The sequence below is a fragment of the Rheinheimera gaetbuli genome, assembly GCF_054781935.1.
The window spans coordinates 352,183-375,772 of sequence record NZ_BAAGTL010000012.1 but is presented as its reverse complement, the minus strand read 5'-3'; the positions used below and the strand labels follow the sequence as shown (position 1 = coordinate 375,772).

Annotated in this window: 18 protein-coding genes; 10 read left to right on the top strand and 8 right to left on the bottom strand. The window is 44.8% G+C overall.

Annotation, left to right across the window (positions count from 1 at the left end; translation table 11 throughout):
* Positions 1-7 precede the first annotated feature (7 nt).
* Positions 8-1,651, bottom strand: coding sequence for a response regulator (locus tag ACYVIC_RS12280; protein WP_460860332.1), 1,644 nt, complete (start codon positions 1,649-1,651; stop codon positions 8-10).
* 176 nt (positions 1,652-1,827) lie between these two features.
* Between ACYVIC_RS12280 and ACYVIC_RS12275 the strand changes: the two genes are divergently transcribed.
* Positions 1,828-2,340: a DUF1993 domain-containing protein gene (locus ACYVIC_RS12275; protein ID WP_460860330.1), complete on the top strand. Its 513-nt coding sequence runs from the start codon at positions 1,828-1,830 to the stop codon at positions 2,338-2,340.
* Positions 2,341-2,408: 68 nt separating this feature from the next.
* On the opposite strand, the gene ahr is transcribed toward ACYVIC_RS12275, so the two are convergent.
* The gene (gene ahr, locus ACYVIC_RS12270) at positions 2,409-3,410 is read right to left on the bottom strand and encodes an NADPH-dependent aldehyde reductase Ahr (protein ID WP_460860328.1); all 1,002 of its coding nucleotides are present in this window, start codon (positions 3,408-3,410) and stop codon (positions 2,409-2,411) included.
* Positions 3,411-3,598: 188 nt separating this feature from the next.
* Between ahr and rimO the strand changes: the two genes are divergently transcribed.
* Complete coding sequence (gene rimO, locus ACYVIC_RS12265; protein ID WP_460860326.1) at positions 3,599-5,002, top strand: 30S ribosomal protein S12 methylthiotransferase RimO; 1,404 nt, start codon at positions 3,599-3,601, stop codon at positions 5,000-5,002.
* Between the two features lie 56 nt (positions 5,003-5,058).
* Here the strand turns inward: rimO and murI are convergent, their stop codons facing one another.
* The 3 genes from murI to ACYVIC_RS12250 all read right to left on the bottom strand — a co-directional run bounded on the left by murI (position 5,059) and on the right by ACYVIC_RS12250 (position 8,819).
* Positions 5,059-5,853, bottom strand: a complete 795-nt coding sequence (gene murI, locus ACYVIC_RS12260; protein ID WP_460860325.1) for a glutamate racemase — start codon at positions 5,851-5,853, stop codon at positions 5,059-5,061.
* A 553-nt stretch (positions 5,854-6,406) separates the two neighbouring features.
* A complete protein-coding gene (locus ACYVIC_RS12255) occupies positions 6,407-7,705 on the bottom strand; it encodes an MFS transporter (protein ID WP_460860323.1) in 1,299 nt (432 codons plus the stop codon).
* On the bottom strand, positions 7,683-8,819 hold the full coding sequence (locus tag ACYVIC_RS12250) for an ROK family protein (protein WP_460860321.1): 1,137 nt from the start codon (positions 8,817-8,819) through the stop codon (positions 7,683-7,685). Before ACYVIC_RS12250 ends, ACYVIC_RS12255 begins: the two co-directional genes overlap by 23 nt.
* 155 nt (positions 8,820-8,974) lie before the next feature.
* Between ACYVIC_RS12250 and ACYVIC_RS12245 the strand changes: the two genes are divergently transcribed.
* The 6 genes from ACYVIC_RS12245 to ACYVIC_RS12220 all read left to right on the top strand — a co-directional run bounded on the left by ACYVIC_RS12245 (position 8,975) and on the right by ACYVIC_RS12220 (position 17,224).
* Positions 8,975-9,898 (top strand): glycerophosphodiester phosphodiesterase family protein, encoded by a 924-nt coding sequence (locus ACYVIC_RS12245; RefSeq protein WP_460860319.1) that lies wholly within the window; start codon positions 8,975-8,977, stop codon positions 9,896-9,898.
* 112 nt (positions 9,899-10,010) lie between these two features.
* Positions 10,011-10,859: a glycerophosphodiester phosphodiesterase family protein gene (locus ACYVIC_RS12240; RefSeq protein ID WP_460860318.1), complete on the top strand. Its 849-nt coding sequence runs from the start codon at positions 10,011-10,013 to the stop codon at positions 10,857-10,859.
* Positions 10,860-11,117: 258 nt separating this feature from the next.
* The gene (locus tag ACYVIC_RS12235; protein WP_460860316.1) at positions 11,118-13,817 is read left to right on the top strand and encodes a TonB-dependent receptor; all 2,700 of its coding nucleotides are present in this window, start codon (positions 11,118-11,120) and stop codon (positions 13,815-13,817) included.
* 356 nt (positions 13,818-14,173) lie between these two features.
* Positions 14,174-15,598 (top strand): glycerophosphodiester phosphodiesterase family protein, encoded by a 1,425-nt coding sequence (locus ACYVIC_RS12230; protein WP_460860315.1) that lies wholly within the window; start codon positions 14,174-14,176, stop codon positions 15,596-15,598.
* A 66-nt stretch (positions 15,599-15,664) separates the two neighbouring features.
* The gene (locus tag ACYVIC_RS12225; protein WP_460860313.1) at positions 15,665-16,390 is read left to right on the top strand and encodes a hypothetical protein; all 726 of its coding nucleotides are present in this window, start codon (positions 15,665-15,667) and stop codon (positions 16,388-16,390) included.
* Between the two features lie 57 nt (positions 16,391-16,447).
* Positions 16,448-17,224 carry a GDSL-type esterase/lipase family protein gene (locus ACYVIC_RS12220; RefSeq protein WP_460860311.1) on the top strand — a complete coding sequence of 259 codons (777 nt, stop codon included), beginning with the start codon at positions 16,448-16,450 and terminating at the stop codon, positions 17,222-17,224.
* On the opposite strand, the gene ACYVIC_RS12215 is transcribed toward ACYVIC_RS12220, so the two are convergent.
* Both ACYVIC_RS12215 and ACYVIC_RS12210 read right to left on the bottom strand, forming a co-directional pair.
* A complete protein-coding gene (locus tag ACYVIC_RS12215) occupies positions 17,209-17,556 on the bottom strand; it encodes a nuclear transport factor 2 family protein (RefSeq protein ID WP_460860308.1) in 348 nt (115 codons plus the stop codon). The two genes, ACYVIC_RS12220 and ACYVIC_RS12215, sit on opposite strands and share 16 nt — an antisense overlap.
* Positions 17,557-17,580: 24 nt before the next feature.
* Positions 17,581-18,039: a GNAT family N-acetyltransferase gene (locus tag ACYVIC_RS12210; RefSeq protein ID WP_460860306.1), complete on the bottom strand. Its 459-nt coding sequence runs from the start codon at positions 18,037-18,039 to the stop codon at positions 17,581-17,583.
* A 192-nt stretch (positions 18,040-18,231) separates the two neighbouring features.
* On the opposite strand from ACYVIC_RS12210, the gene fusA reads away from it, so the two are divergent.
* Both fusA and ACYVIC_RS12200 read left to right on the top strand, forming a co-directional pair.
* Positions 18,232-20,331: an elongation factor G gene (fusA, locus tag ACYVIC_RS12205; RefSeq protein ID WP_460860304.1), complete on the top strand. Its 2,100-nt coding sequence runs from the start codon at positions 18,232-18,234 to the stop codon at positions 20,329-20,331.
* Between the two features lie 174 nt (positions 20,332-20,505).
* Positions 20,506-21,783, top strand: a complete 1,278-nt coding sequence (locus ACYVIC_RS12200; protein WP_460860302.1) for an acetyl-CoA hydrolase/transferase family protein — start codon at positions 20,506-20,508, stop codon at positions 21,781-21,783.
* A 14-nt stretch (positions 21,784-21,797) separates the two neighbouring features.
* On the opposite strand, the gene ACYVIC_RS12195 is transcribed toward ACYVIC_RS12200, so the two are convergent.
* Positions 21,798-23,588 carry a M14 family metallopeptidase gene (locus ACYVIC_RS12195; protein WP_460860300.1) on the bottom strand — a complete coding sequence of 597 codons (1,791 nt, stop codon included), beginning with the start codon at positions 23,586-23,588 and terminating at the stop codon, positions 21,798-21,800.
* Positions 23,589-23,590 lie beyond the last annotated feature (2 nt).

Sequence of the window (23,590 nt, the reverse complement as noted above, 5' to 3'; positions counted from 1 at the left end):
TGTACGGCTAAAGATCAGAGAAATGCTGCTGGTAACTGGCGCATTTTTCCAGCTGTTCATTATCTAGCTTATTATGCTGCAACTGCAACAGTAAATTTTTTGCCAGTGCAATATGACCCGGATCAAGCGGTTCTTGTTGCTGCAAAGCCACCAACACTTTAAGAATATTCAGTGCCACACTCATATTATTTGGCGTAAGTGAAAATGCCTGCTCCAGTGAATTTAGCGCAGCATGAAATTTATTGCGTTTAAAAAACTCTACCGCCATCCGGTTTAACTGCTGTGGTGTAAAGTGCACTGCAGAGCGTTCAGCAGCTTCCTGCTCAATATATTTACTAACCACCTGATTGGTCAGGCCGCTGCCGCTAATTTGCCGTTTAATCGCATCAAGCAATGACACTGCGTCTTCTCGCCGGCCTAATTCATGTAACGCTTTTACTTTATCCAGATTATCTTCCACCGATGTGCCCGGGCGCAAACTGATATGGTTTTCGACGATACTCTCGGCTTTTTGCCGCTCCTCTCTGGCTGTATGCACTCTGGCACGCACAACCAACAACTGATCTTTAAGCTGAGACGCCAGAGTTGTCTGCTTTTCCAGCTCAGTTAACAAGATATCAGACTGGTTAAGCACCTTTACTGCATCGGCTTTTTCCAGAGTGGTGGCGTAGTCAATACCAGCACGCACTACGTTTAGGCGCAGCAAGGGCGAATCATGAATAGAGTTTTTGGCGTACTTGGCCATTGCAATGGTGGCCTGGTATTGCCCCAGATGATCATGGTTTAGTCTGGCCAGATCGAGCAGACGTTTATTGCGCTCGATATTGCGCGGAGCCAGACGGCTGGCTTTCTTAATTTCTTCATAGGCTTTGGCATAATCATGCTTACCAATATAATAATGCGCCAGCATATCGTAGGTAGCAAAACGGGTGTCTGATTTATCGGCTAATTGCTCTAGCAACAGTTGGATCTCAGCTAACCTGTCTTGTTCCAGCAGTGCTTTGATATAGCCCAGATTAGCCCATGAGGTCTTATGGTTTTGTAACAAATTATCGTAATACCTTGCCGCATCGACAAACTCGCGCAGCTGCAACAAACACTCACCTTTGAGGCGTTTCATTTGCAGATGGTATTTACTTAGCGCCGGATTCAGTAAATGCCGCTCAGCATAGTAAATGGCTTTACTGTAATCTTGCCTGTCTAATGCCTGATACACATTAAACAGCGTACGTTTTACTTCCAGCGTTAATGGCAGCCGGGTTTGCACTTGTTTAATGTTTAACGGCTTAACCCAAAAATCATCAGGTTGCAGTTCAACAATGCTATTAACCAGTTCTTCACTGGTCTCTGCGCTGAGAAATATTAAAACGGTGCATTTGGTCACATGACGTTTGAACTTCAACTCTTCCAGCAAATGGAAGCCGTCTTTATCACTTTTGACATTAAAAGCGCATATCACCACATGAAACTGCGCGTGTTCGCAAAGCCGTAAGGCGTAGTATGCGTTTTCCGCGCACTTAACGTTTTCAATACCCAACTCAAATAAAGCAGACTTAATGACATTTTGCACCAGAATCTGGTCGTCAATAATAAGCACATTAAGTTTATCTAACGCAGTTAGCTCTTCCTGCTCCATAACTATACTTGACATCCTTGCGATAACAGCGTTTACAACAATAGCGCACTAAGTTTAATACCAGTTATATTAGCAAGCTGCTATAAAAGCAATACCACAAAAATATAATCTGCAGCTGCCATTGTTAGTGACCACATGCACCCCAAACTCTGTTACAAGATTTTTACCAACAAAGCCAGAGGGCACGCACTATGTTTTATCAACTTAGCATTGAACAAATGAGTAAAATGTTGCAAAACCTGCAGCATATTTTAGATAAAGGCGCCGCCTTTGCCGACACTAAAAAAGTTGAGATGGCAGTGTTGTTAAATGCCAGATTAGCACCAGACCAGTTTAACCTTATTCGTCAGGTGCAAATTGCCTGCGATACGGCCAAGCTGGGTGCTGCCCGTTTAACCGACAACACAGACAATGCCCCCAAACATGCCGATGACGAAACCACACTGGAGCAGTTAAAACAGCGCATTACAGATACACAAGCTTATCTGGCCAGCTTCAGCCAGGCTGATTTTGCCAACGCGGCAACACAGAAAATAAGCCAGCCACGCTGGCAGGGCAAATATTTAACCGGTGAAGAGTTTTTAATCCAGCACGTATTGCCTAATATCTATTTTCATATCACTACCGCCTATGCCATCTTGCGCCACAACGGAGTAGATGTAGGTAAAAAAGATTATTTGGGTGCTATGCCATACAAAGAGTAATAATATACCACTACCGCTATGCAACCTAACAACAGGCCGGCATAACACCGGCCTGTTCTTATCAGGGTTTACCGTTCCAACACTATGCGGTAACGGGCGTTGCCGCTTTTTAAATGCGCTAACGCTTCATTTATCTGGCTAAATTTAAAGGTTTCTACCACTGGTTTAATATTATGCTGCACGGCAAATTCCAGCATTTTAGCAATGGTAGCCGGGCTACCAACCGGCGAGCCTGACACGCTGCGCTGGGCCATAATCAAGCCAAATACGCCAATATTTAACGGCTCTAAAGTGGCACCAACAAAATGCAACCGGCCCTTTGGCTTTAACGTCGATAAATACAAATTCCAGTCCAGCGTCACATTAACAGTAGAAATAATAAAATCAAACTGCCCTGCCGCCTGCTCAATCTCACTGCTATTACGCGAATTAATACAATGATGCGCGCCCATCGCTTTTGCTTCAGCGGCTTTGCTATCACTGGAGGTAAAGGCGGTGACTTCACAACCCCAAGCGCCTAAAAACTGCAGCGCAATATGGCCCAAGCCACCGATGCCAATCACGGCTACTTTGTCAGTGGGTTTAACATCAAACTGTACCAGCGGGTTAAATACGGTAATGCCACCACAAAACAGTGGTCCGGCAGTTTTAGCGTCCATCCCCTCGGGTAGCGGCACCACACTTGAAGCATTGGCCCGCACTTTATCGGCAAAACCACCATGACGGCCCACTATGGTGCCTTGTGCTGTAGCACACAGGTTATGATCGCCACTGCCGCAGCTTGAGCACACCTTGCAGTAATCAGAGTGCCAGCCCAGCCCCACCAACTGGCCGGGTTTCAGATGACTGACGCCAGTACCCACGCTGCCAATGCGGCCAACCACTTCATGCCCCGCCACCAATGGATAAGCCGACATGCCCCACTCATTATTTAGCATTGACACATCAGAGTGGCAGATCCCGCAGTAATCGACCTCTATTTCCACTTCATCACGGCCCAGTGCCGCCGGTTCATATTGCCAGGGCAGTAATTTACCGCCGGCTTCCAGTGCTGCATAAGCGTTGATCATAATCTCTCCTGCGTGGTTAATTTATCCATTACGGTTAGCTATACAGCTAACAGTATTAACCAGATCGGTAACTCTGCAGCGAAATAATCTGACTTGTTTACTTTTTAATCAGCAGAACCTGTTTCTTCTGCCGCTTTCAGGTATAATCCGCCGACTTTTTTCAGGCTAAGCCGACTTTAAGAGACACTATGACAGTACAGACCTTTGACCCGACACAAACCACCACTTTGGATACCGCCGCCAAAAGCTTAAATCAACAAACAACAGCCGGCAGTAGTAAAGGCAATACCATTGGTTTTGTCAGTCTGGGTTGTCCGAAAAATCTGGTTGATTCAGAACGCATTCTAACCCAGCTAAAAGCCGAGGGTTATAACATAGTGCCAACCTACGATGATGCCGAGTTGGTTATAGTTAACACCTGCGGCTTTATCGATAGCGCCGTGCAGGAGTCGCTGGAAACTATCGGTGAAGCTTTAGCTGAAAACGGCAAAGTTATCGTCACCGGCTGCCTGGGCGCCCGCGAAGACGAAATTCGTCAGGTGCACCCGAATGTACTGGGTATTACCGGCCCGCACAGTTATGAAAACGTATTAAGGCAGGTGCATGAATATGTACCCAAGCCCAAATATGACCCGTTTACCATGCTGGTGCCGGATCACGGCGTTAAATTAACGCCGAAGCACTATGCCTATTTAAAAATCTCTGAAGGTTGTAACCACCGTTGTACCTTCTGCATTATCCCGTCGATGCGTGGCGATTTAGTCAGCCGTCCGGTGGGCGAAGTATTAGATGAAGCACAAAGGCTGAAAAACGCCGGCGTTAAAGAGCTGCTTATTATCTCGCAAGACACCAGCGCCTATGGCGTTGATGTAAAACACCGCACTGGCTTTTGGAATGGCCAGCCGGTAAAAACCTCCATGCAGTCACTGTGTGAAGCCTTAGGCGAGATGGGCATTTGGGTACGTCTGCACTATGTTTACCCCTACCCGCATGTGGATGACATTATTCCCCTGATGGCGCAGGGCAAGGTACTGCCGTATTTAGATATTCCGTTTCAGCATGCCAGCCCGCGCATTTTAAAGCTGATGAAACGCCCGGGTCAGGCCGATCGCGTATTAGAGCGCATTAAAAAATGGCGTGAGATTTGCCCTGAGCTGAGTATCCGCTCTACCTTTATTGTTGGCTTCCCGGGTGAAACCGAAGAAGATTTCCAGATGCTGCTCGACTGGCTGCAAGAAGCCCAGCTGGACCGCGTCGGCTGCTTTAGATATAGCCCGGTAGAGGGCGCTAAAGCCAACGACTTACCCGATCCGGTAGCGGATGAGGTAATGGAAGAGCGCTACCACCGCTTTATGCAAACCCAGCAAGCTATCAGTACCGCCCGCCTGCAGGCGAAAATTGGCAAAACCATTGAAGTGCTGATAGACGAAGTAGATGAAGAAGGCGCCATTGGCCGAAGCTTTGCCGACGCGCCGGAAATTGACGGTGCGGTATACTTAAACGGCTTAACTGATGTTAAAGCGGGCGATATTATCGATGCCGTGATCGATGAAGCCGATGAGTATGACTTATGGGCATCTGTGGCGGAATAACCTGACGCCTTTTAAGCAACAACCGCAACAGGTGGCTTAGGCCGCCTGTTTTTTTATCAGCAGTTAAGCAGATTGGCGGTGACAGCAGCAGGCCATAAGTGCAACAACTGGCGGTTAAATAAGCCAGGATCACCACTGGTATAAAAGCTGTCTGCGCCAACTTTAGCAGCGGTGTTTAGCAACTGCGCCTGTGCCAGCCGTTGTTGCAACTGGTTTACCACCGCTGTTTCGGTGCGCACTATGGTTACCCCGGGCCCGGCAACATCAGCGATAACATTAGCAATAAAGTTGTAATGCGTGCAGCCCAGCACCAGCGTATCAGCACCCTGTGCCAACAGCGGCTGAATATAGCCGGTTACTAACTCGCGCATGGCTGCGCCATGTAGCTCAAGCATCTCTATCATTGGCACCAGTTTTGGGCATGGTTGCAATATTATTTTTGCCTGGCCGGCATAACGCTCGGCTAAATGCGCAAACGCCGGTGTTAACAAAGTGCGCGGCGTTGCCAACACCCCCACTACACCGGTTTTACTGGCCAGTACCGCAGGTTTTACCCCAGGCTCAACACCGATAATAGGTAGCACATACTGTGCTCTTAGCTCTGTAATCGCCGCTGTAGTTGCAGTGTTACACGCCACCACTATCGCCTTAACACCGCAGGCCACTAAATGCTGCGTAATAGCCTGCATGCGCTGATAAATATACTGATCCGTTTTTTCGCCATAAGGCGCATGGCCGCTGTCGGCAACATAGATAAACTGCTCATCAGGCAGCAGTTCACGCACTGCCCTGGCCACCGACAGCCCACCAATGCCAGAGTCAAAAATACCTATTGCTGCAGAATTTAACATAACCAGGCCTACTGTTTTGAGGCAGTAAAATTAGCATATTATGCCGTTGTATTTCCGTGTTTTTGCTCATTTTAAGCGTAACGTTGGCTACCTAAGCGCTACTTTTCTTTGCTGGTGGGATAATTAATACTAGGTAAACTACCTGCAAGCTCTTCCTCAAGCTTGTCTAGTTTTTTGATGGCATCTTCGTTAGTTAAGCCGTGCTCTCTCACTTTACGCAGTGAAGTACTGTCCGCAATGGCCCAAAGGTGGCTTTGCAACAGTTGGCTGTGCTAGAGAGTAGATGCTGGAATTTATACGCTTCTACAACCACGAACATCGCCATAGCGGTATAAGATTTGTGACCCCGGCGCAGCGGCATCAGCATCAAGATGCAGTTCTGCTGAACAAGCTTAAAGTTGTATATGAACAAGCTAAGTCAGACTAGCCACAACGGTGGTCTGGCAGAGCCACAAGAAACTGGAACCCCATAGGGCCAGTAAATGCGAAATCGTACCGACTCAGGAAGCAGCATAAAACAGGAAAATCGGACAACTACCTTGAAAAGCTGCGTTTAAGAGTCGCTTAGTTTAGCTGGTGGGATCAATAACAGTGCAAACAAAGCACCCGCAATTCCGAGCATCACAAGTGATACTACGGTTAATTCATAGCTGTCCATGGCTGGGCTTTTTGGAAAGCCACTGATTTCAAGTAAAAACCCGGTAACTAAACTACTCAATCCAATCATCACTTTACCAATGGCTGCAAACCAACCAATAATCAGCACTTGCACATTCGATTTTACGACCTTGGAAATCTGATCCACGATATCAGGTAATAATGACCAAATATGCGTATTTATATGATGTAAACCGGCAAAGGTGACCAAAAATATGAGTAGGGATAGCTCCGAAGTTTTGGAAAAAAAATAACATGGGGTGATGATAAATAAAGCCATCAGACCAATTTGTGCGGTCGCTTTTTTGCCATAGTTCTTAGCGAAAATACTCCAAATAATCACAGTGAACGCTGAAACCAACGACATCACTTGCCAAACAACACTAAAAGAAAGGGATAAGTCAGAATTATTATTAATCATAAATATCAAGGCATTAGAAAACTGATTGATAAAAAGAATTACAAACAGATTGGCAAGGTATAAAAAGATGAGGTTATTTGGAAATAAGTGTCGCATCGTCAACATAGGCATATCACACCGTTTCTCATAACGATGATCAAGTTGTTTGGCTTGTTTATCGACATAAGAAAAAGATGGGATGACAATCACAACCGAAAGGACTGCGACAATTAAAGCGACCACCCACAGATCGGCTGGCACAATTGTCTTGTCTGTTTCTGCATATAAATAGACCAGTACAGCAATGATTACTTTAGCGCCAGTTGCGGCAACACTTCGGCTGGCAGCGATATAATTTCTTCGGGTTGGATCTGCATCTATACGACCTACGGACGCATTTAATGGCACATCTAATAAGGTAAATGCGAACCGAAATAAAACACCCGCAATTGCGCAATACACGAAGGTGGGCTCAATATCCAACAATGCTACGGAGCCAAATACAAACACCAGAATCATTGCACTGAACGGAGTTCCCCAATTCACCCAAAAAGCTAAACTCCTTTTATTCCGATGTTTATACATGATATTTGCTGCTGGAAAATCAAATAATGCATCCGTCAGTGCAAACGCAAATAACAAAAAACCAGCGTTGATCGGTGGAACATCTAAAGCATAAACTGCATAAAACAAGAAAAAGGTATTAAAAAAACTCCAAAGCAAAGATTTGCCTAAGTGCGATGCTCCATACCCAGTCAAACTGTAGGTGAATTTAGTCAAGGAGTGTGATTTCATTATGAAGGTGACCCGTTAAGATGGATACCACAGGCAGAGTTGCAGCACCGACCATCACTAGCGATTGTTGAAAACTGCTAGCTGATAATTTAGGTACAGCTATATCTGCGGTATAGCCAGTTTTTATACTGTAGCATGCTAGTTTTTTCATCATACTATCAATAACTTGCTGTGGTAGATCTCCGCCAATGATCACCAAGCCTGGGTCGTACAGCCGTGTCACAATATCAATCGCTCGTCTAAAATCAGCGAAGACATGGCTAATCCAACTTTCAATCAGGTCCTGTGGGATCTCGCGTTGAATAGTGCAATTGGCATCTTGTTTCGCTAAAAACTCATGGAGATCGCGGGCTGATGGTCTCGATCGTTCATAGGGGAACAAAATCCCCATACCACCAGCATTGCCACTAGCACCAAGTACGGGTACCCCAGCCAGCATGGCACAGCCGCCAACCCCTTGTGCCAGATAAAATAAAAAGAAATTATCTTGCTCTCTAGCTTGCCCTTGCAAGCGTTCCGCCCACATTGACGCAACGGCATCACGTTCCACCGTAACAGGAATTTGCAGACGTTTCGTTAGTTCTAATTGAATATCTGTTTTTAACAAAGCAGGAAAATCCCAATGTACTGCCCATTGCTGTTCATTCACAGCGCGGTATCCTGGGATCGCTATACCAATGCCGATAATGGTGGCATCATCTTGTGCGAGACTCGCACTATTTTTAATAAAGCGTTTTAAGATGCTCTCTAATGCATTGACCGATACAACGTCAACAATTTGAACGTTTTTATCTAAAATTTCACCATGTAAGTTAGTTAAAACGACGGTGACTTGATGCTTATCGAAACTAACGCCAACAGAGTAATACCGCGCAAAATTCAATGTTAACGGTTTATTTGGCGAACCGCGCCGCCCTTGCTTTTCTACCGATTCCTCAACTAATAAAAGGTCCATCACTTTTTTTGTGAGGCGTGTCGCTGAAGCACCGGTTAAACCTGTGATATCTGCTAGCTCCTTCCTCGCAACAGACTGCTTTCGCCAAATCAGCTCTAATAGTTTTCTTTCGTTCTGTTTTAAATTGTATAACTCGCTATATAAGCTTCTTATTTCCATGTAATTTCTACTTTGTTTTCGCTGAAAATTCGTGAGTGTTTAAAGTGACTAGCATAACAGGTCTTATTTTACACTAAAATTACTTACATAATGTAATTTATTTGAAACCTAAGATCCTTATAGTCGAACTAAATAATCAACACGAGTAAGTCGTCATGCAACTCATCTTCATCACTGTCCCCAACAAATTTTTTCGGTTATTGCAGTTCATTTCCTGTGTCATTTGCTTCAGTACTAGCGCACAGACATTTGACGAGCGCGCTCAAACGGCGCTGCAGGATCCAAATAAGGTCATCATTGCGGCACATCGCGCTTGCTGGAGCAAAGCGCCCGAGAACTCTCTCATATCCATTGCAGACTGCATAGCACTCGGAATTGATATTGTCGAGTTAGATATCCGTAAATCCAAAGATGGTGTATTGGTCGTCATTCACGACAAAACACTTGATCGAACCACGAATGGAGCTGGATTAGTTGCAGATTTCACGATATCCCAACTCAAAAAATTGCAACTAACCGAGCTAAAACATGGCAAGCCGGTGCTGACCGAACAGAGAATTCCAACCTTAGAGGAGGTTTTTCAGCTTACAAAAGATAAAATATTGATCAATATCGATGCAAAAGAGGATGTTTTTGCTGCGGTGCATCAGCTCGCATTGCAGATGGGGGTATCCAGACAAATCATCTTTAAACTTGAACTGCCGCAAGACCTACAACTTTGGTATGCCCATGATTTTTTAAAGACATCCTTATTTATGATCAAATTTACTCAGCATGAAATCTCCACTGTGGATGCTGAGATGTTCATTCTTCAGTACCCAGCCTTTGCATTAGAAATCAAAGCAGAAGATCAGAGTTTTATTCAGCAAATGGCTGAATTATCAAAAAAATACAACTATAGGCTTTGGATCAATACCTTATCTCAATCGCCAAACAAATCAGCTGGTTTAGTGGATAAACATGCTTTACACGATCCGACGGCTGTGTGGGGATCACTGCTTGAGATGGGTGTTTCCATGATCCAAACAGACCATCCAGCAGCATTACTGACTTATTTACAGCAGATCAATCGTCACTAAACTCCGGTAAGCTGTACACAATCAAACCTCTTAAAATCGGCAATATCGTCATATTGCCGTTATTTTTAATGTTTATTTTATTGTCATCTATCTTTGTATAGGCCAACTTCTCATGCAAAACAGCTACCAGCTTCACCAGCACTTCAAAGGAGACATCTCACTACTTTTCAATACATTAAAGTTAAAAAAACAAATAATCACTATTGCACATCGTGGGGGGATCTCAGCTGGCTACCCTGAAAATTCGATGGCAACAATCCAAAGAACTCTCAATGCGGTGCCGGTCCTTTTGGAAGTAGACATCATGACCACCGCAGATGGCGTCGATGTGTTACATCATGACAATTATCTAGAGCGAACAACAACAGGGTTTGGCTCCGCATGTCAATTAACATGGCGCGAAATGAGCCAAGTTCAATTGAAAGACCAATCAAACAGGATCATGAACATGGGGTTGGTTCGTTTCGATGATTTTTTAACCGCTGTTGCTAAGAAAACTTTTCTCATACTGGATATGAAAGCACCTACATCTTATCAATCGATTGTTGCTCGCATCAAACAGCACGACATGCTCAAGGCGACAGTGTTTATTGCGTATAGTCTCGAACAAGCTCAACGAATTCGGCAAATGGATTGCCATGCGGTTCTTGCATTGGGTGTAAATAATGCTACACAGCTTGCTCAAATTTCTGCTCTGCAGCTCGCAAGTACACCCTTGATGGCACTAATGGGCGATAGTCATCTGCCAGCAGCTCACTTTCGTATTCCAGAGCTTGCTCAGCACTGCATTACAGTAGGTAGCTATTTAGGCGACGATCCACTGGATGCAAAAATAGAACTAGGCTCAACACGAGATATTTTACTAGACCTCAAAAATAAAGCGATTAACGCTATCGTCTCCAATCAACCTATTGCCATGCATAACGCATTGCAAAATGCAGGCCTCAGCCTCTCTATTTAATTTAATCACTATTATGAAGGCATTGCGACCTCATTCTAGCCATTTTTATGGCTTTATACCGTATTTCTATTTCCCATGACTGTCATGGGCAAACGTCATAGCGGCTCCCCTTTCACAAAAGGTTCACCCTCCTGTAATTTACTTACACCATGTAACTAAATAAGATGTCTTTGCTCTAAATTAAGACTGCGTTTTGATTACAAATGCCGCTTATTCCCAACGTAGGTGGTGACACAAACAAGGACATAGGATAAAAACATGCTATCGCGTCAAAAATCATTAACTCTAAACTCATTTAAAACCAGTCGTTTCACATACGGTATAGCTTTCGCGCTGTTATCAACACACGCGGTCGCGGAAAATTCAATTGAAAGGATCGTGGTTACTGGTAGCTATAAAGCATCTTTAGCTAAAAATGTGGATGAAAAAAGAAATGCGATCGGTATTCAAGATTCCATTGTGGCCGAAGATATCGGTAAATTCCCAGATCTCAACCTAGCTGAAGCACTTCAGAGGATCACGGGCGTTGCTATTAGCCGAAATAATGGCGAAGGCTCTCGCGTGTCAATCAGAGGTTTAGCACCGGAATTCACTCTGACAACCCTCAATGGCATGGTTATTTCAACTGCAAACCGTGGCCGAGAATTTAATTTCGATTTATTGCCTTCAGAGCTATTTTCTAGGCTTGATGCTTATAAAACCTCTAAGGCTAGTTTAGAAGAAGGAGGGATGGGCGGAACTGTGGGCCTCAGTTTACCTAGACCCTTTAGCAATGCCGGTTTTCATGCTTCAGCGTCAGTACAAGCGAATTACAGTGACTTAGCTGGTGATACAAATCCCCGCGCGCATCTTATTGTCAGTAATACCTTTGGCGATTTTGGTGCTAACTTTCAACTTGCGTTGTCTGAGCGCACTGCACATGTAGAGGGTGCATCCACTGTTGGCTGGACTCGTGCAAGTGCACCAAGTAATGGTTTTGAATTCTCTTTTCCAAATGGAGCGCCTGAGGGGTTTTCTGAAGCGCAATTAAATGACGCTTTTTTGCCACGTTTAGCTCGTCCAGATTTTGCAGAAACTGAGCGTCAACGCATTGCTATGAGCATGACTTTACAGTGGCAACCTTCCGATAGCCTTGATATCACGCTTGATGGACTGCATGCCAAGCTGAAAAATGATGGAAAACGCTATAATCTCAATACGGTTATCCGAGGGCAAAAAGGTAAAAATGCCATCATTGCCGTGCCTGAGGCGGAGTGGCAAATTGATGCGGCAGGAAATCTGGTTAAAGGCACATTGGATGGCGTGGAGCGCATTTCAGAAAACCGTATTATGTATGATGAAACTGACTTGATCCAAATGGCATTAAATGTTGAGTGGCAACCCAGCGAAAAACTCACCGTATCTGGTGTACTGGGTAGTTCAATGTCGGAATTCGATAATCCATTTACAATTAGCCACCTTTTTCAGGTGGAAAACTCCAGAATCAGTTTCGATTACACCGATATCCTACCTTCTATTAAAACACCTGTGGATTTAATCGATCCGGCTAATTGTGTAACCTTAAGCCCACGTATTCGTGCCGAAAATATCCAAGATACAGCAATTACAGCAAAGTTCGATATCTCTTACCAAGCCTTAGATAGTGTTACGTTGAAGACAGGTATGTTCATCAACCAATACGAAAAAGAACGGATATTTAAGAACAATGATGGTTTCAACGATCCGAGCCAAAGGCTAATACCAGTATCTGCATACAGTAAAATGATAACAAACTTCGATAATATTAAGGCTCCTAAGGGGTTTCCTAGCCAGTTTTTAGTCGCTGATTTTGACAAAGCGGAAAGTATATTCGGTTCAATTGCTCGTGCATCCTCTGGGCGGGTGGTAACCGGATCCAGTGGCACTATTTCTGAAAATACATCAGGTTTTTATGTCGAAACTGACATTAAATTTAACGCCGGAGATCTACCTGCATTATTAAATCTAGGAGGGCGTTTTGTCAGTACTGAGCAAATTTCGCAAGGCTCCGTGGCGGGAATTACCGTTGATTTTGACAATAAGTATGACAATTTTTTACCATCAATTAATTTTGATATCAATGTGAATTATGACCTTAAGTTGAGAGCCTCGGCGTCTAGGTCTATTACAAGACCTTCTTTAGGAAATTTGTTGCCTGCCATCAGTGTAAACGGCAATAATCGTTCAGCTAGCGGCGGAAACCCTAAACTGAAACCATTTGAAGCTGATCAGTTAGATGTTGCGGCTGAATGGTACTTTGATGAGGATGCTCTGTTATCACTAACATTTTTTTATAAAGATATTAAGTCTTTTATTGTCACTGAAAACTCTCAAGTGCCATATGGTAGTTTAGGTATACCGCTTGAAGTATTAGATCAGACAGCTCTTGATAATGGCGTGAACAATAATACATCTTTCACATTCCGCCGCCCCATTAACGGTAAGGGAGCCGACTTGCGTGGTGTAGAGTTGAGTTATCAACAACCTATGGATTACCTGTTAGACGGTTTAGGCGTTATTGCTAACTATACTTATGCTAATTCAAAAACCGAATTTGCTTCAAGAACTGATGGTACTACGTTTGCAAATGGTAAAAGCGTGCTGGATGGCAATATTCCTGGTTTGTCACAAAACACCTATAACCTGGTTGTTTATTATGAAAACGACCTATTTGGTGGTCGCTTAGCATACAACTGGCGCAGTGACTATGTGCAAAGCAGTGCCGTAACTGATAATACCGGCTTTTTGGAACAGCGTGACTCTGCGGGTTTGTTGGATGCGTCTGCTTATTACAACCTGACAGAAAATATCAAATTAACCTTTGAGGCTATTAATCTTACCAACGAAGCTGAGTTTATTTTCGATGGAGAGCCCTCACGCCTTAATAGCTATATAAAGCCGGGCCGTCAATTCTCACTTGGTGTGCGCGCAAAATTTTAACAATGTACCGATTGACTGAAGGGATTGTCGCATAGCGTCAATCCCTTTTTTAATTTCAATATCAGCATAGTTCATAAAAGTTTAACGCGCCTGAAATTTACTTACGTAATGTAATTAAATAATATAGTAGTGCGCTGAAGTGTATAGCCAGTTGTTGTTTCCTGATTTCTGAATCTTTAGTGGATGATATCAAGTCACTATCCTAGCTGCCTGAATGTAAAACTTAGCGCAAGTGCGAACTTTGTTCGAGATGTAAAGAATTTAGTGAGCTGAAATTTAACCAGCGTTGCTGGTTTTAATCAATCCTGTAAACCTCCGGGTGACGTAAGTTGGCATAATTAAGATAAGGTAATGTTATGAAATTATATAAATTAGGATGGTCAGTGACTGCAGCTTCGCTAGCAATTGCCTGTTTAATCGGGCAAGCTTTTGCCTCGCAAATTATTATTCCGCATAGAGGTCTTTGGAAGAACTACAGTGGGAATGACGTTGCGGAAAACAGTGTAAGTAGCTATATACGTGCAAAAGATAAAGGCGTTGAATTTATTGAAATAGATCTGCGCATGGCTAGAATTAACAATGTAAATCAAGTGGTCGTTTTTCACGATAATTATTGGAACAGAGCAGCTAATTACAATAGCAATGGAGGTAACTGGGGACATAAGCAGTTTGTCGCAGAGAATCTTACCACTAATAAACTTACAACCAATATAACAAGCGCTACTTTTAATGCGCTTACACTAAAAAGAAATGCCGGAAACGGAGATCAGAACTCAACAAATGACAAGCCTTTGCTATTAAATCAGTTTCTTCTTGAGACAATATGCAAGTATCAAAGTGGCCCAAAAATAATTTTAGATGTTCAAAGTGTTGACGTTGCGAATGTAGCAGCAAATATTGTTGGGAACAATTTATGCCCCAAAATAGGATCTAGCCAACTAAAGTACTCCTCTCGAGTTTCGTTAAAATTATTTGTACACCAAACGGTTCCTGCGAGCATTATTAATAGTGCAACTACTGCTGAGAATATTCCGCAGGCTGTTGTGAATTACTACAATAACCGTACAAACAGGTTTGATATATATTTTCAATTTAATAATGGAGCTTTTAATACCAGCACCTGCAACAATGGTTTTATTGACTGCGATTTAAAACTAAGCGATGGCAGTGCATCTAAAATTGTTAAAATAGCTGATTTCAGAAAAAAAATCATGCAGATCCAGCACGTAGCGGGTGTAGCTTTGAGTGCGCCGCCTATTTATCCTGATACATCTGTTTCCTACCGAACTGCCATAAACAATACATTGAATCGTCAATTGACGTGGTTTAACGCTAACCGAAATGGAAAAAAACTAATTTCCATTGGTTCCCGACCTGATGATAGAAAGTTATATACCGCGAGGGGTGAGGCATCTAACACTCAGAGTGAAGAACGCTGTTTTATGTATAACTATAAAGGTGATGATTCAGGAAGAATAAGTTTCTACACATCAGATATATACTCTGAACGAAACGCCTATGCTAATAATCCAGATTTTGACTATATTATTGTCGATGCTTATTTACGTAACGGCAACGTTGACTGGGATGAGGCTCGAGAGGTTGAGTTATTATGCGGTAATAACAAGTCTATAGTACTTACGTTTCTTAAGAGCAGACGGGAAGCAAATGTTTGGGCGAATAGTTATAAGAACTTGACGAAGAAAGATGATAGAACTTACTACATCTTAAACACAATAAAAGGTCGTTCTCAAATACAGCAGTACTTTACAAAAAAATAACACCACTCCTTAAATAAACAGCTTAACCACTGAGTTAAGCTGTTTTTAACATAGAGCGCTAACATCATGAAAAATTTTATAAAGTGTGTTTTACTATTCATATCCATTGCTTTTTTTATGGTTTTATTTGATCTCTGGCAGCAGAGCGCTGTTCATGATGACAAGGTAAATATTAGTCAGTTAAATGAAACCGCCGTAAAACCATCCCGTGTCGAGCCTGAAAGTTCATCAAGTCTTCCTTCAATGCTCGAACAAGAGTTGACTATTAAGCCTTCACATAATATCAATGAAAAACAAATTGAATTTATTGTACGTTTTTCAGATATCACCTTAGAGAGAGATATTTATGAGGTTGCCAAGTCAGCATTAGACATCTTTGACACCAATAACGATAAAGTCATCTCTGAGCATGAAGCACCATTTTTGATATTTTTAGCTAATAAATTTATTCCCATTGAAAACGAATCTATTACTCTGCACAGCAAAGAATATCAAGATGTTGCTCAGTTGCTTAGAGGTAAAACAGACGATGATATAGCGCATTCATATGCTCTATCGCAGGCACAGCAAGAGCTCTACAGACTTAATCAAGTAATTGAGGAAGAAATCGCCAGTCATATTTTCAAAGAGATTGATATTAGTCAACTTGAACAAACGCTACAGATCGCTTTTCACTGGTCAGATTTAGATTTTGACGGCGAGCTTACCGAAGCCAGTGACATGCCATTTTTGGCTGTTGCTCACGATTTTATTCATAGAGAAGCTGAACAAAAGGTTAGTCAACATGAATAACTGGTTACACTTTTCACGTTTTAACCTCATCATAGTGACAACTGAGCCCCTTACATTATGAATAAATTTGCCGCTAGTTTTTTTTTAGCGTTAAGTTGGGTTGAGTTTGCTGAATGCTTCGATGGTACCGAGATGACTTCATCGGGAAATAAATACCCAAGTTTCGAGCAGTCGTCGGAAAGAAGCGCACACTTTAAACGTATGCTGCGATACCACCAGCGAATGGACGGCAATGTGCCGCAAGGAGCGGTAATTTTTATCGGTGATAGCCTTATACAAGGATTATATGTTTCGGTGATTGCTTACCCTTCAGTTAATTATGGAATAGGTGGTGATACGACTGAAGGTGTTCGGCATCGTCTTGCTGCTTACAGTTCCATTAATAGTGCCAGTGCTGTTGTGTTAGCTATTGGTATAAATGACATGAAACAGCGTTCAAACGAGGAGATCCTTGAAAATTACCGAGCTATTATTGGCCAGATTCCAAAGGCTGTTCCAATTGTTATTAGTGCCATTCTTCCTATTGACGAAGAAGCGAGAGATCAATGGCAAGGGATGCGGCTGTTACGTATTAAAGAAGTAAACTCAGGCTTAAAGGCGTTTGCCAAAATCAATGACCACATTTACTTTGTAGATGCGGGTTCTAAACTTATAGACTCATCAGGCAACCTAGCTGATCAATATCACATTGGGGACGGCTTACATCTGAATGCATTAGGAAACGATGTATGGATTAATATACTTAGAGATGCACTTAATGCAGTCAAAGACGTTGCGCTTCAAGATACCGAAAGTGAAGCTGCCGTTTACAACGCTATTCACCCAACCGGATAAAACCAGGCGTTTGTTATTAAGCCGTCTTGTACTTCATACACCACTACTACTTCATATGGCTGTTCGGCCATGCCGTATACTTTTTCGTGGTCGATAACCTTATTACCTACCACCATTCGCTGCAACACTTCGGCGCGCAGTGCGGCGATGGTAAAGCGTTCGGTTTTGTAAAACGCTTCCAGTGCTTCGCGGCCTTTTAAAGCAGGTTCTGTTGCAGGCATGCGGTAAATGGCAATATCCGCATGGTAGCAAGCGATAAAAACAGCGAGATCTTTAGCATTGTATGCATCCAGCTGGCGTTGTACCGGCAGTAGCGTTTGTTCGTTATTCATATCGTTAGCCATAAAGTGACAGCCTTATTCCAGCGTTTTGCACATAAACATACTATTCGGGTCTTCCGGGTAATCAGCAAAAGGGCCGCAGTAGTTAAAGCCGGCGCTTTGGTACAATGTGCGGGCCGGCAGGAAAAAATCCATCGAGCCGGTTTCCAGATAAAGCTGCTTAATGCCGCTGTGGCTGGCCTCTGTTAGTAAAAACTGCAACAAAGCGCGGCCTATACCTTGCCCACGTGCTTCGGGCGCGGCACGCATCGATTTAATTTCAGCCACGTCGTTGCTATGTTGTTTAAGCGCCACGCAGCCCAGTAAGGTATCGCCCTGCCAGGCGCCCCAGAAGCGGATATCCGGCGCCTGTAGTTTACTGATGTCCAGCGCATGCACACTCTCTGGCGGTGAGGTGGCATACATATCGTCTAAATGGCCTTGCAATAACTGCCTGACTGCCGCCGAGTCTAGCCGGCCGGGAATAATTTTCATGGTTAGTTACATTCGCTGTTGTCAGAATATATGGGTAGAGCAGCGCCAACCAAGTTGTTGCTGCAGTTTGTATGTCTGCTTTGACAGCATGAATAAAAAATTAGCCGTCGACAACATTTTTTTTCCTGCAAAACGTTTTGAAATCCTGTATATTACGGCACTATTTTCAAACCCTAGCTTATAGAGACTACTATGTCAGCAGATTTATCCTTATACAGAAACATTGGTATCTTCGCGCACGTTGATGCCGGTAAAACCACTACAACAGAGCGTATCCTGAAACTGACGGGTAAAATCCATAAGTTGGGTGAAGTTCACGAAGGTGAATCAACTACCGACTTCATGGAACAGGAAGCCGAGCGCGGTATTACTATCCAGTCAGCAGCGGTTAGCTGTTTTTGGAAAGGCTACCGTTTCAACGTTATCGATACCCCGGGCCACGTTGACTTCACTGTTGAAGTTTACCGTTCACTGAAAGTATTAGACGGCGGTATCGGCGTATTCTGTGGTTCTGGCGGTGTTGAACCTCAGTCAGAAACTAACTGGCGCTATGCGAACGACGCTGAAGTATCACGTCTGATCTTCGTTAACAAGCTGGACCGTATCGGTGCTGACTTTATCCGCGTAACTGAGCAGGTGAAGAAAGTTCTGGGCGCTAACCCATTGATCATGACGTTACCAATCGGCCGTGAAGATACTTTCTCTGGCGTAGTTGACCTGTTAACCCAGAAAGCTTACATCTGGGACGAAACTGGCCAGCCAGAAAACTACACCGTAACTGATATCCCTGCCGATATGGCTGACGATGTTGAAATGTACCGTCAACAGATGATCGAAACTGCTGTAGAGCAAGATGACGACCTGTTAATGGCATACATGGAAGGTGAAGAGCCTTCAATCGAAGACATCAAGCGTTGTATCCGTAAAGGTACCCGTGACCTGGCATTCTTCCCAACTTACTGTGGTTCAGCCTTTAAAAACAAAGGTATGCAATTACTGTTAGATGCGGTTGTAGATTATCTGCCAAGCCCAACTGAAGTTCTTCCGCAGCCATTAACTGACGAAGAAGGTAACGAAAACGGTCAGTTCGCAGTAGTTTCTGCTGATGAGCCATTCCGCGCCTTAGCGTTTAAAATCATGGATGACCGTTTCGGCGCCCTGACGTTCGTGCGTATCTACTCTGGTGTACTGAACAAGGGTGATACCATCCTGAACTCGTTCACTGGCAAAACCGAACGTATCGGCCGTATGGTTGAAATGTATGCTAACGACCGTATCGATCTTACTACTGCACAGGCCGGTGACATCATTGCCCTGGTAGGTATGAAGAACAACACGCAAACAGGCCACACCCTGTGTGATCCTAAGCACCCTTGTACACTTGAGCCAATGGTATTCCCAGAGCCGGTAATCTCTATCTCTGTTACACCAAAAGATAAAGGTTCAGTGGAAAAAATGGGTATCGCTATCGGTAAGATGGTTGCCGAAGATCCAACGTTCCGTGTTGAAACTGACGTTGACTCAGGCGAAACCATCCTGCGTGGTATGGGTGAATTGCACTTAGATATCAAAGTAGACATCTTAAAGCGTACTTACGGCGTAGAATTAGTTGTAGGCCAGCCACAGGTTGCTTACCGCGAAACCATTACCCGTGAAGTTGAAGACAGCTACACGCACAAGAAACAATCTGGTGGTTCAGGCCAGTACGGTAAAATTGATTACCGCATTCGTCCGGGCGAGCAAAACTCTGGTTTCACGTTCAAATCAACGGTAGTTGGTGGTAGCGTACCAAAAGAGTTTATGCCTGCTATCGAGAAAGGCTTCGAGTCTATGATGTCAACCGGTACTTTGGCTGGCTTCCCGGTATTAGACGTTGAAGTTGAAGTATTCGACGGTGGTTTCCACGCCGTTGACTCATCAGCCATCGCGTTCGAAATCGCTGCTAAAGGCGCTTTCCGTCAGTCAATTCCAAAAGCTGGCGCCCAGTTACTTGAGCCAATCATGAAAGTTGACGTGTTCACCCCAGAAGATCACGTAGGTGATGTTATCGGTGACTTAAACCGTCGTCGCGGCATGATCTCTGGTCAGGAAGCTGGCGTTACTGGCGTACGTATCAAAGCTGACGTACCACTGTCAGAAATGTTCGGTTACATCAGTACTCTGCGTACTATGACGTCAGGCCGTGGTCAGTTCTCTATGGAGTTCTCGCACTACTCACCATGTCCGTCAAACGTATCTGAAGCCGTTATTGCTAAAGAAAAAGAAAAGAAAGCCGCTGCTGCTAAAAACTAAGCAGTAATCAGCTGATAAAAAGCCCCGCCGGTTTACCTGCGGGGCTTTTTTATACTTTACGCTTTTGTCTAATATCTCCGCGTCTACAACTGCAACTTGATCTTCGTCATATTTTCATCCACCGACCCTGCTAGGCTATGCTCACACCATAACGAATAAAGGCCGTGTATTTAAATGCAAGTGAACAGCGCAGCTCAGGCTCTGAGTATTATTCAGGACAACGACACTATATGGTGCCATTCAATGGCTGCCACGCCTTACTACCTGCTGCAAGCGCTAGCAAGCGTCGCAGTTGAACGACGTAATCTGACGTTATTGCAATTGCATACCGAACACTGTGACGTGCTGAGCGACCCTGCACTTGAAGGACATCTGCGCCAACGTTGTTTCTTTGTTGGCAGTACCACCCGTGCCGCGGTTAACAACGGCAGTGCCGACTACGTACCGATGTTTTTATCGGAAATTCCTAAATTATTCCGCAGCGGTGAACAAAGATTAGATGCGGCCTTAATTCAGGTATCGCCACCTGACAAACACGGTTTTTGCAGCCTCGGCGTATCAGTAGAGGCGACCCGTGCAGCACTACAGATGGCAAAGAAAGTGATAGCCTGGGTTAACCCACTCCTGCCCCGCACCCATGGTGACTCTTTTATTCATTTAAGCCAGATAGACCGTTATGTCGAATATGCTGCGCCATTACCGCAACACCGGGCGGCCTTACAAGATGCGATAACCGATCAGATCGGTCGCAATGTAGCCAGTTTGATCCGCGATGGTGACTGCCTGCAAATGGGTATCGGTGCAATCCCGGATGCCACCCTGGGTTATCTTAAAGACAGAAAAAATCTCGGGATCCACACCGAAATGTTCTCTGATGGTGTGCTGCCGCTGATTGAACAAGGTGTAATAACCAACCAGAATAAACGCAAACACCGCGGTAAAATTGTCACTACCTTTGCCATGGGCAGCCAAAAGCTCTATGACTTTGTCGATGATAACCCACAAGTGGTATTTCTGGATGTCGAATACACTAACGACACTGCGGTGATCCGGCAAAACCCACAGGTAGTCTCAATTAACAGTGCACTACAAGTTGATTTAAGTGGTCAGGTTTGTGCCGACTCGTTGGGAACGAAAATTTATTCTGGTGTTGGCGGCCAGATGGACTTCGTGCGTGGCGCGGCGCTATCAGAAGGCGGGCGTGCCATTATCGCCCTGCCCGCAACGGCAGCGGCAGGTAAGATGTCACGTATCAGCTCGCTATTAAGTCCCGGCGCCGGCGTGGTAACCACGCGCGCCCATGTTCACTATATTGTTACCGAGTACGGTATTGCCAACTTGCGCGCCAAAAGCCTGACCGAGCGTGCCCGCGCGCTGATAGACATTTCTGCACCGCAGTTTCGCGCCAGCCTGTGCGAACAAGCCTGGCATGACTGGGGGCTAAAACTATAACGCTTTTAAACGTATTACGGCTGCAGCAGTACCGGATATTTCAGGTAGTGCTGGTCATAATACGGCATCTGGCGGTAAAACCAATTGTAGCGCTCGCGCGGGTTATTCCGCAGCGCTTCATCTTTCGCTAAGGCCTGCTCAAATTGCTGTTGTAACTCTGGCTGCTGAGATAGCATTTGCGCAATTAACGGCTCGATGGCATAGGGCTCAAAGTATTCGGTGCGTTCAAACATGCCGGGAAAAAAGCCCCAGCTAAAGAACGAGTCGGGTGCAGTGGGCTCTAATAACGCAACGGCCAAGCGGCCTAAAGGTTGATCGGTGCTAACTTTAACCCAGCCAGCAGGCAAAGTACGGCTTAGATTACTGCGGTTAAAGCTGGCAGAGCGCAGCATAAAACGGCCTTCAAACAGCTTATCGGCAAATTGATAAGCTGTGACACTCAGTTGCTGCAGATTGAGTTTTTGCGGCTTGTCCAGCGCAGTAAACTCGATGCCATGCAACTTTAACCGGGCCAATACCGCCTGTTGTTCTGGCCCAAGCCAGTATGCTGTTGGGATAGCCACGTCTTTATCAGCTACATTGTCCCAATATAATGGCAACTGAGGGTACAATTTTGGCTCGCCTGTCCAGTGCACATAACTTGCCCCGCTGATATCAGACTGCTTTACCTCATAGCGCATGCCTTTAAAATCAATATGGTCTGGCTGCTCATTGGCTTTGTAACTTAATACCATATGCTGCGGCCGGGCATTCATATCCGCCTGGCGCGCCATGATAAGCGCCTTACCCTGCTCGTTTAGCAGTTTAAGGCTGTGTTCCAGCAGCACATAGGTGCCCAGCACACGCTGGCGGTATGGTTTAAGGCTATGGTTTTCTACCAGGATGGTGGGTAAATGCCGCACATCGCCGTAGCCGTTAGAAAAACGCGGACTGGCTGTCCAGCCACTAATGCCTTTACTAAAATCGCTGCGGTCAACGCCAAATACCAGCGGCCCCGGAATATGGCCGGCATGCTCCAGTGCGGCATTTATAGCAGGACGGTACAACTTGCTGAGCCAGCTGGCTGAGTTCACACTGACAGCAGCAAAGGGCTCGTTAAAACCATAGGTAATGTCGTACTGATAGTTTTCGCCATCGGTTACATGCACGTCGATATATAAATCGGGTTGATAACGGTTAATAACCGCCAACAGCGCTTGCATTTCCGGCGCATCGGCTTTGGTATAATCACGATTTAAATTCAGGTTTTGGGCTGTAGCACGCCAGCCCTGCTGCACAGGGCCGCGCTGGTTCATCCGGTTAAAACGTGAGCGACGCTCGTGGCCATCGGGTGACAACACCGGAATAAACAGCAAATCGACATTTGCCAGCAGCGCTGCTTTATCGCCATGAGCAATATCGCGCAGCAACATTAAACCGGCATCTTTACCGTCAATTTCACCGCTATGAATACCTGCCTGTACCAATAATAACGGCCGCGCCGGGTTTTGGGCAATTTTGTGCAATGCTTTGCTGGCTTTAACCAGCATTAATGACCTGCCCTGCGCGCTGACACCAAATTGCTCTAATTCCAATAGCTCAGAGCTATCGACCAATTTGCTGATATAGCTAAGCGTTGCAGCGTAATCCGGGCTATCGGTAAGACCGGTTAACTCAGCGGGCGTGACCCAGGGCTGGGTTTTTGTTTGCATCAGCGCTTCGCTACTGCCCTGCCAGGCTGGCAAAGGTGGCAGATGATCGTTAGCAAGCAGCTCTAATACTGACAGGCTGCAGCCCAATAGCAAAGCGGTACGCAACGCTTTCATGC

Coding starts and splice junctions, on each gene's coding strand:
- ACYVIC_RS12255 (WP_460860323.1), bottom strand. CDS start 7,705: ATGAAATCACACTCCTTGACTAAATTCACCTACAGTTTGACTGGGTAT.
- ACYVIC_RS12250 (WP_460860321.1), bottom strand. CDS start 8,819: ATGGAAATAAGAAGCTTATATAGCGAGTTATACAATTTAAAACAGAAC.
- ahr (WP_460860328.1), bottom strand. CDS start 3,410: ATGATCAACGCTTATGCAGCACTGGAAGCCGGCGGTAAATTACTGCCC.
- ACYVIC_RS12215 (WP_460860308.1), bottom strand. CDS start 17,556: ATGAATAACGAACAAACGCTACTGCCGGTACAACGCCAGCTGGATGCA.
- ACYVIC_RS12275 (WP_460860330.1), top strand. CDS start 1,828: ATGTTTTATCAACTTAGCATTGAACAAATGAGTAAAATGTTGCAAAAC.
- ACYVIC_RS12245 (WP_460860319.1), top strand. CDS start 8,975: ATGCAACTCATCTTCATCACTGTCCCCAACAAATTTTTTCGGTTATTG.
- ACYVIC_RS12225 (WP_460860313.1), top strand. CDS start 15,665: ATGAAAAATTTTATAAAGTGTGTTTTACTATTCATATCCATTGCTTTT.
- murI (WP_460860325.1), bottom strand. CDS start 5,853: ATGTTAAATTCTGCAGCAATAGGTATTTTTGACTCTGGCATTGGTGGG.
- ACYVIC_RS12195 (WP_460860300.1), bottom strand. CDS start 23,588: ATGAAAGCGTTGCGTACCGCTTTGCTATTGGGCTGCAGCCTGTCAGTA.
- ACYVIC_RS12210 (WP_460860306.1), bottom strand. CDS start 18,039: ATGAAAATTATTCCCGGCCGGCTAGACTCGGCGGCAGTCAGGCAGTTA.
- ACYVIC_RS12280 (WP_460860332.1), bottom strand. CDS start 1,651: ATGTCAAGTATAGTTATGGAGCAGGAAGAGCTAACTGCGTTAGATAAA.
- fusA (WP_460860304.1), top strand. CDS start 18,232: ATGTCAGCAGATTTATCCTTATACAGAAACATTGGTATCTTCGCGCAC.
- ACYVIC_RS12220 (WP_460860311.1), top strand. CDS start 16,448: ATGAATAAATTTGCCGCTAGTTTTTTTTTAGCGTTAAGTTGGGTTGAG.
- ACYVIC_RS12240 (WP_460860318.1), top strand. CDS start 10,011: ATGCAAAACAGCTACCAGCTTCACCAGCACTTCAAAGGAGACATCTCA.
- ACYVIC_RS12235 (WP_460860316.1), top strand. CDS start 11,118: ATGCTATCGCGTCAAAAATCATTAACTCTAAACTCATTTAAAACCAGT.
- ACYVIC_RS12230 (WP_460860315.1), top strand. CDS start 14,174: ATGAAATTATATAAATTAGGATGGTCAGTGACTGCAGCTTCGCTAGCA.
- ACYVIC_RS12200 (WP_460860302.1), top strand. CDS start 20,506: ATGCAAGTGAACAGCGCAGCTCAGGCTCTGAGTATTATTCAGGACAAC.
- rimO (WP_460860326.1), top strand. CDS start 3,599: ATGACAGTACAGACCTTTGACCCGACACAAACCACCACTTTGGATACC.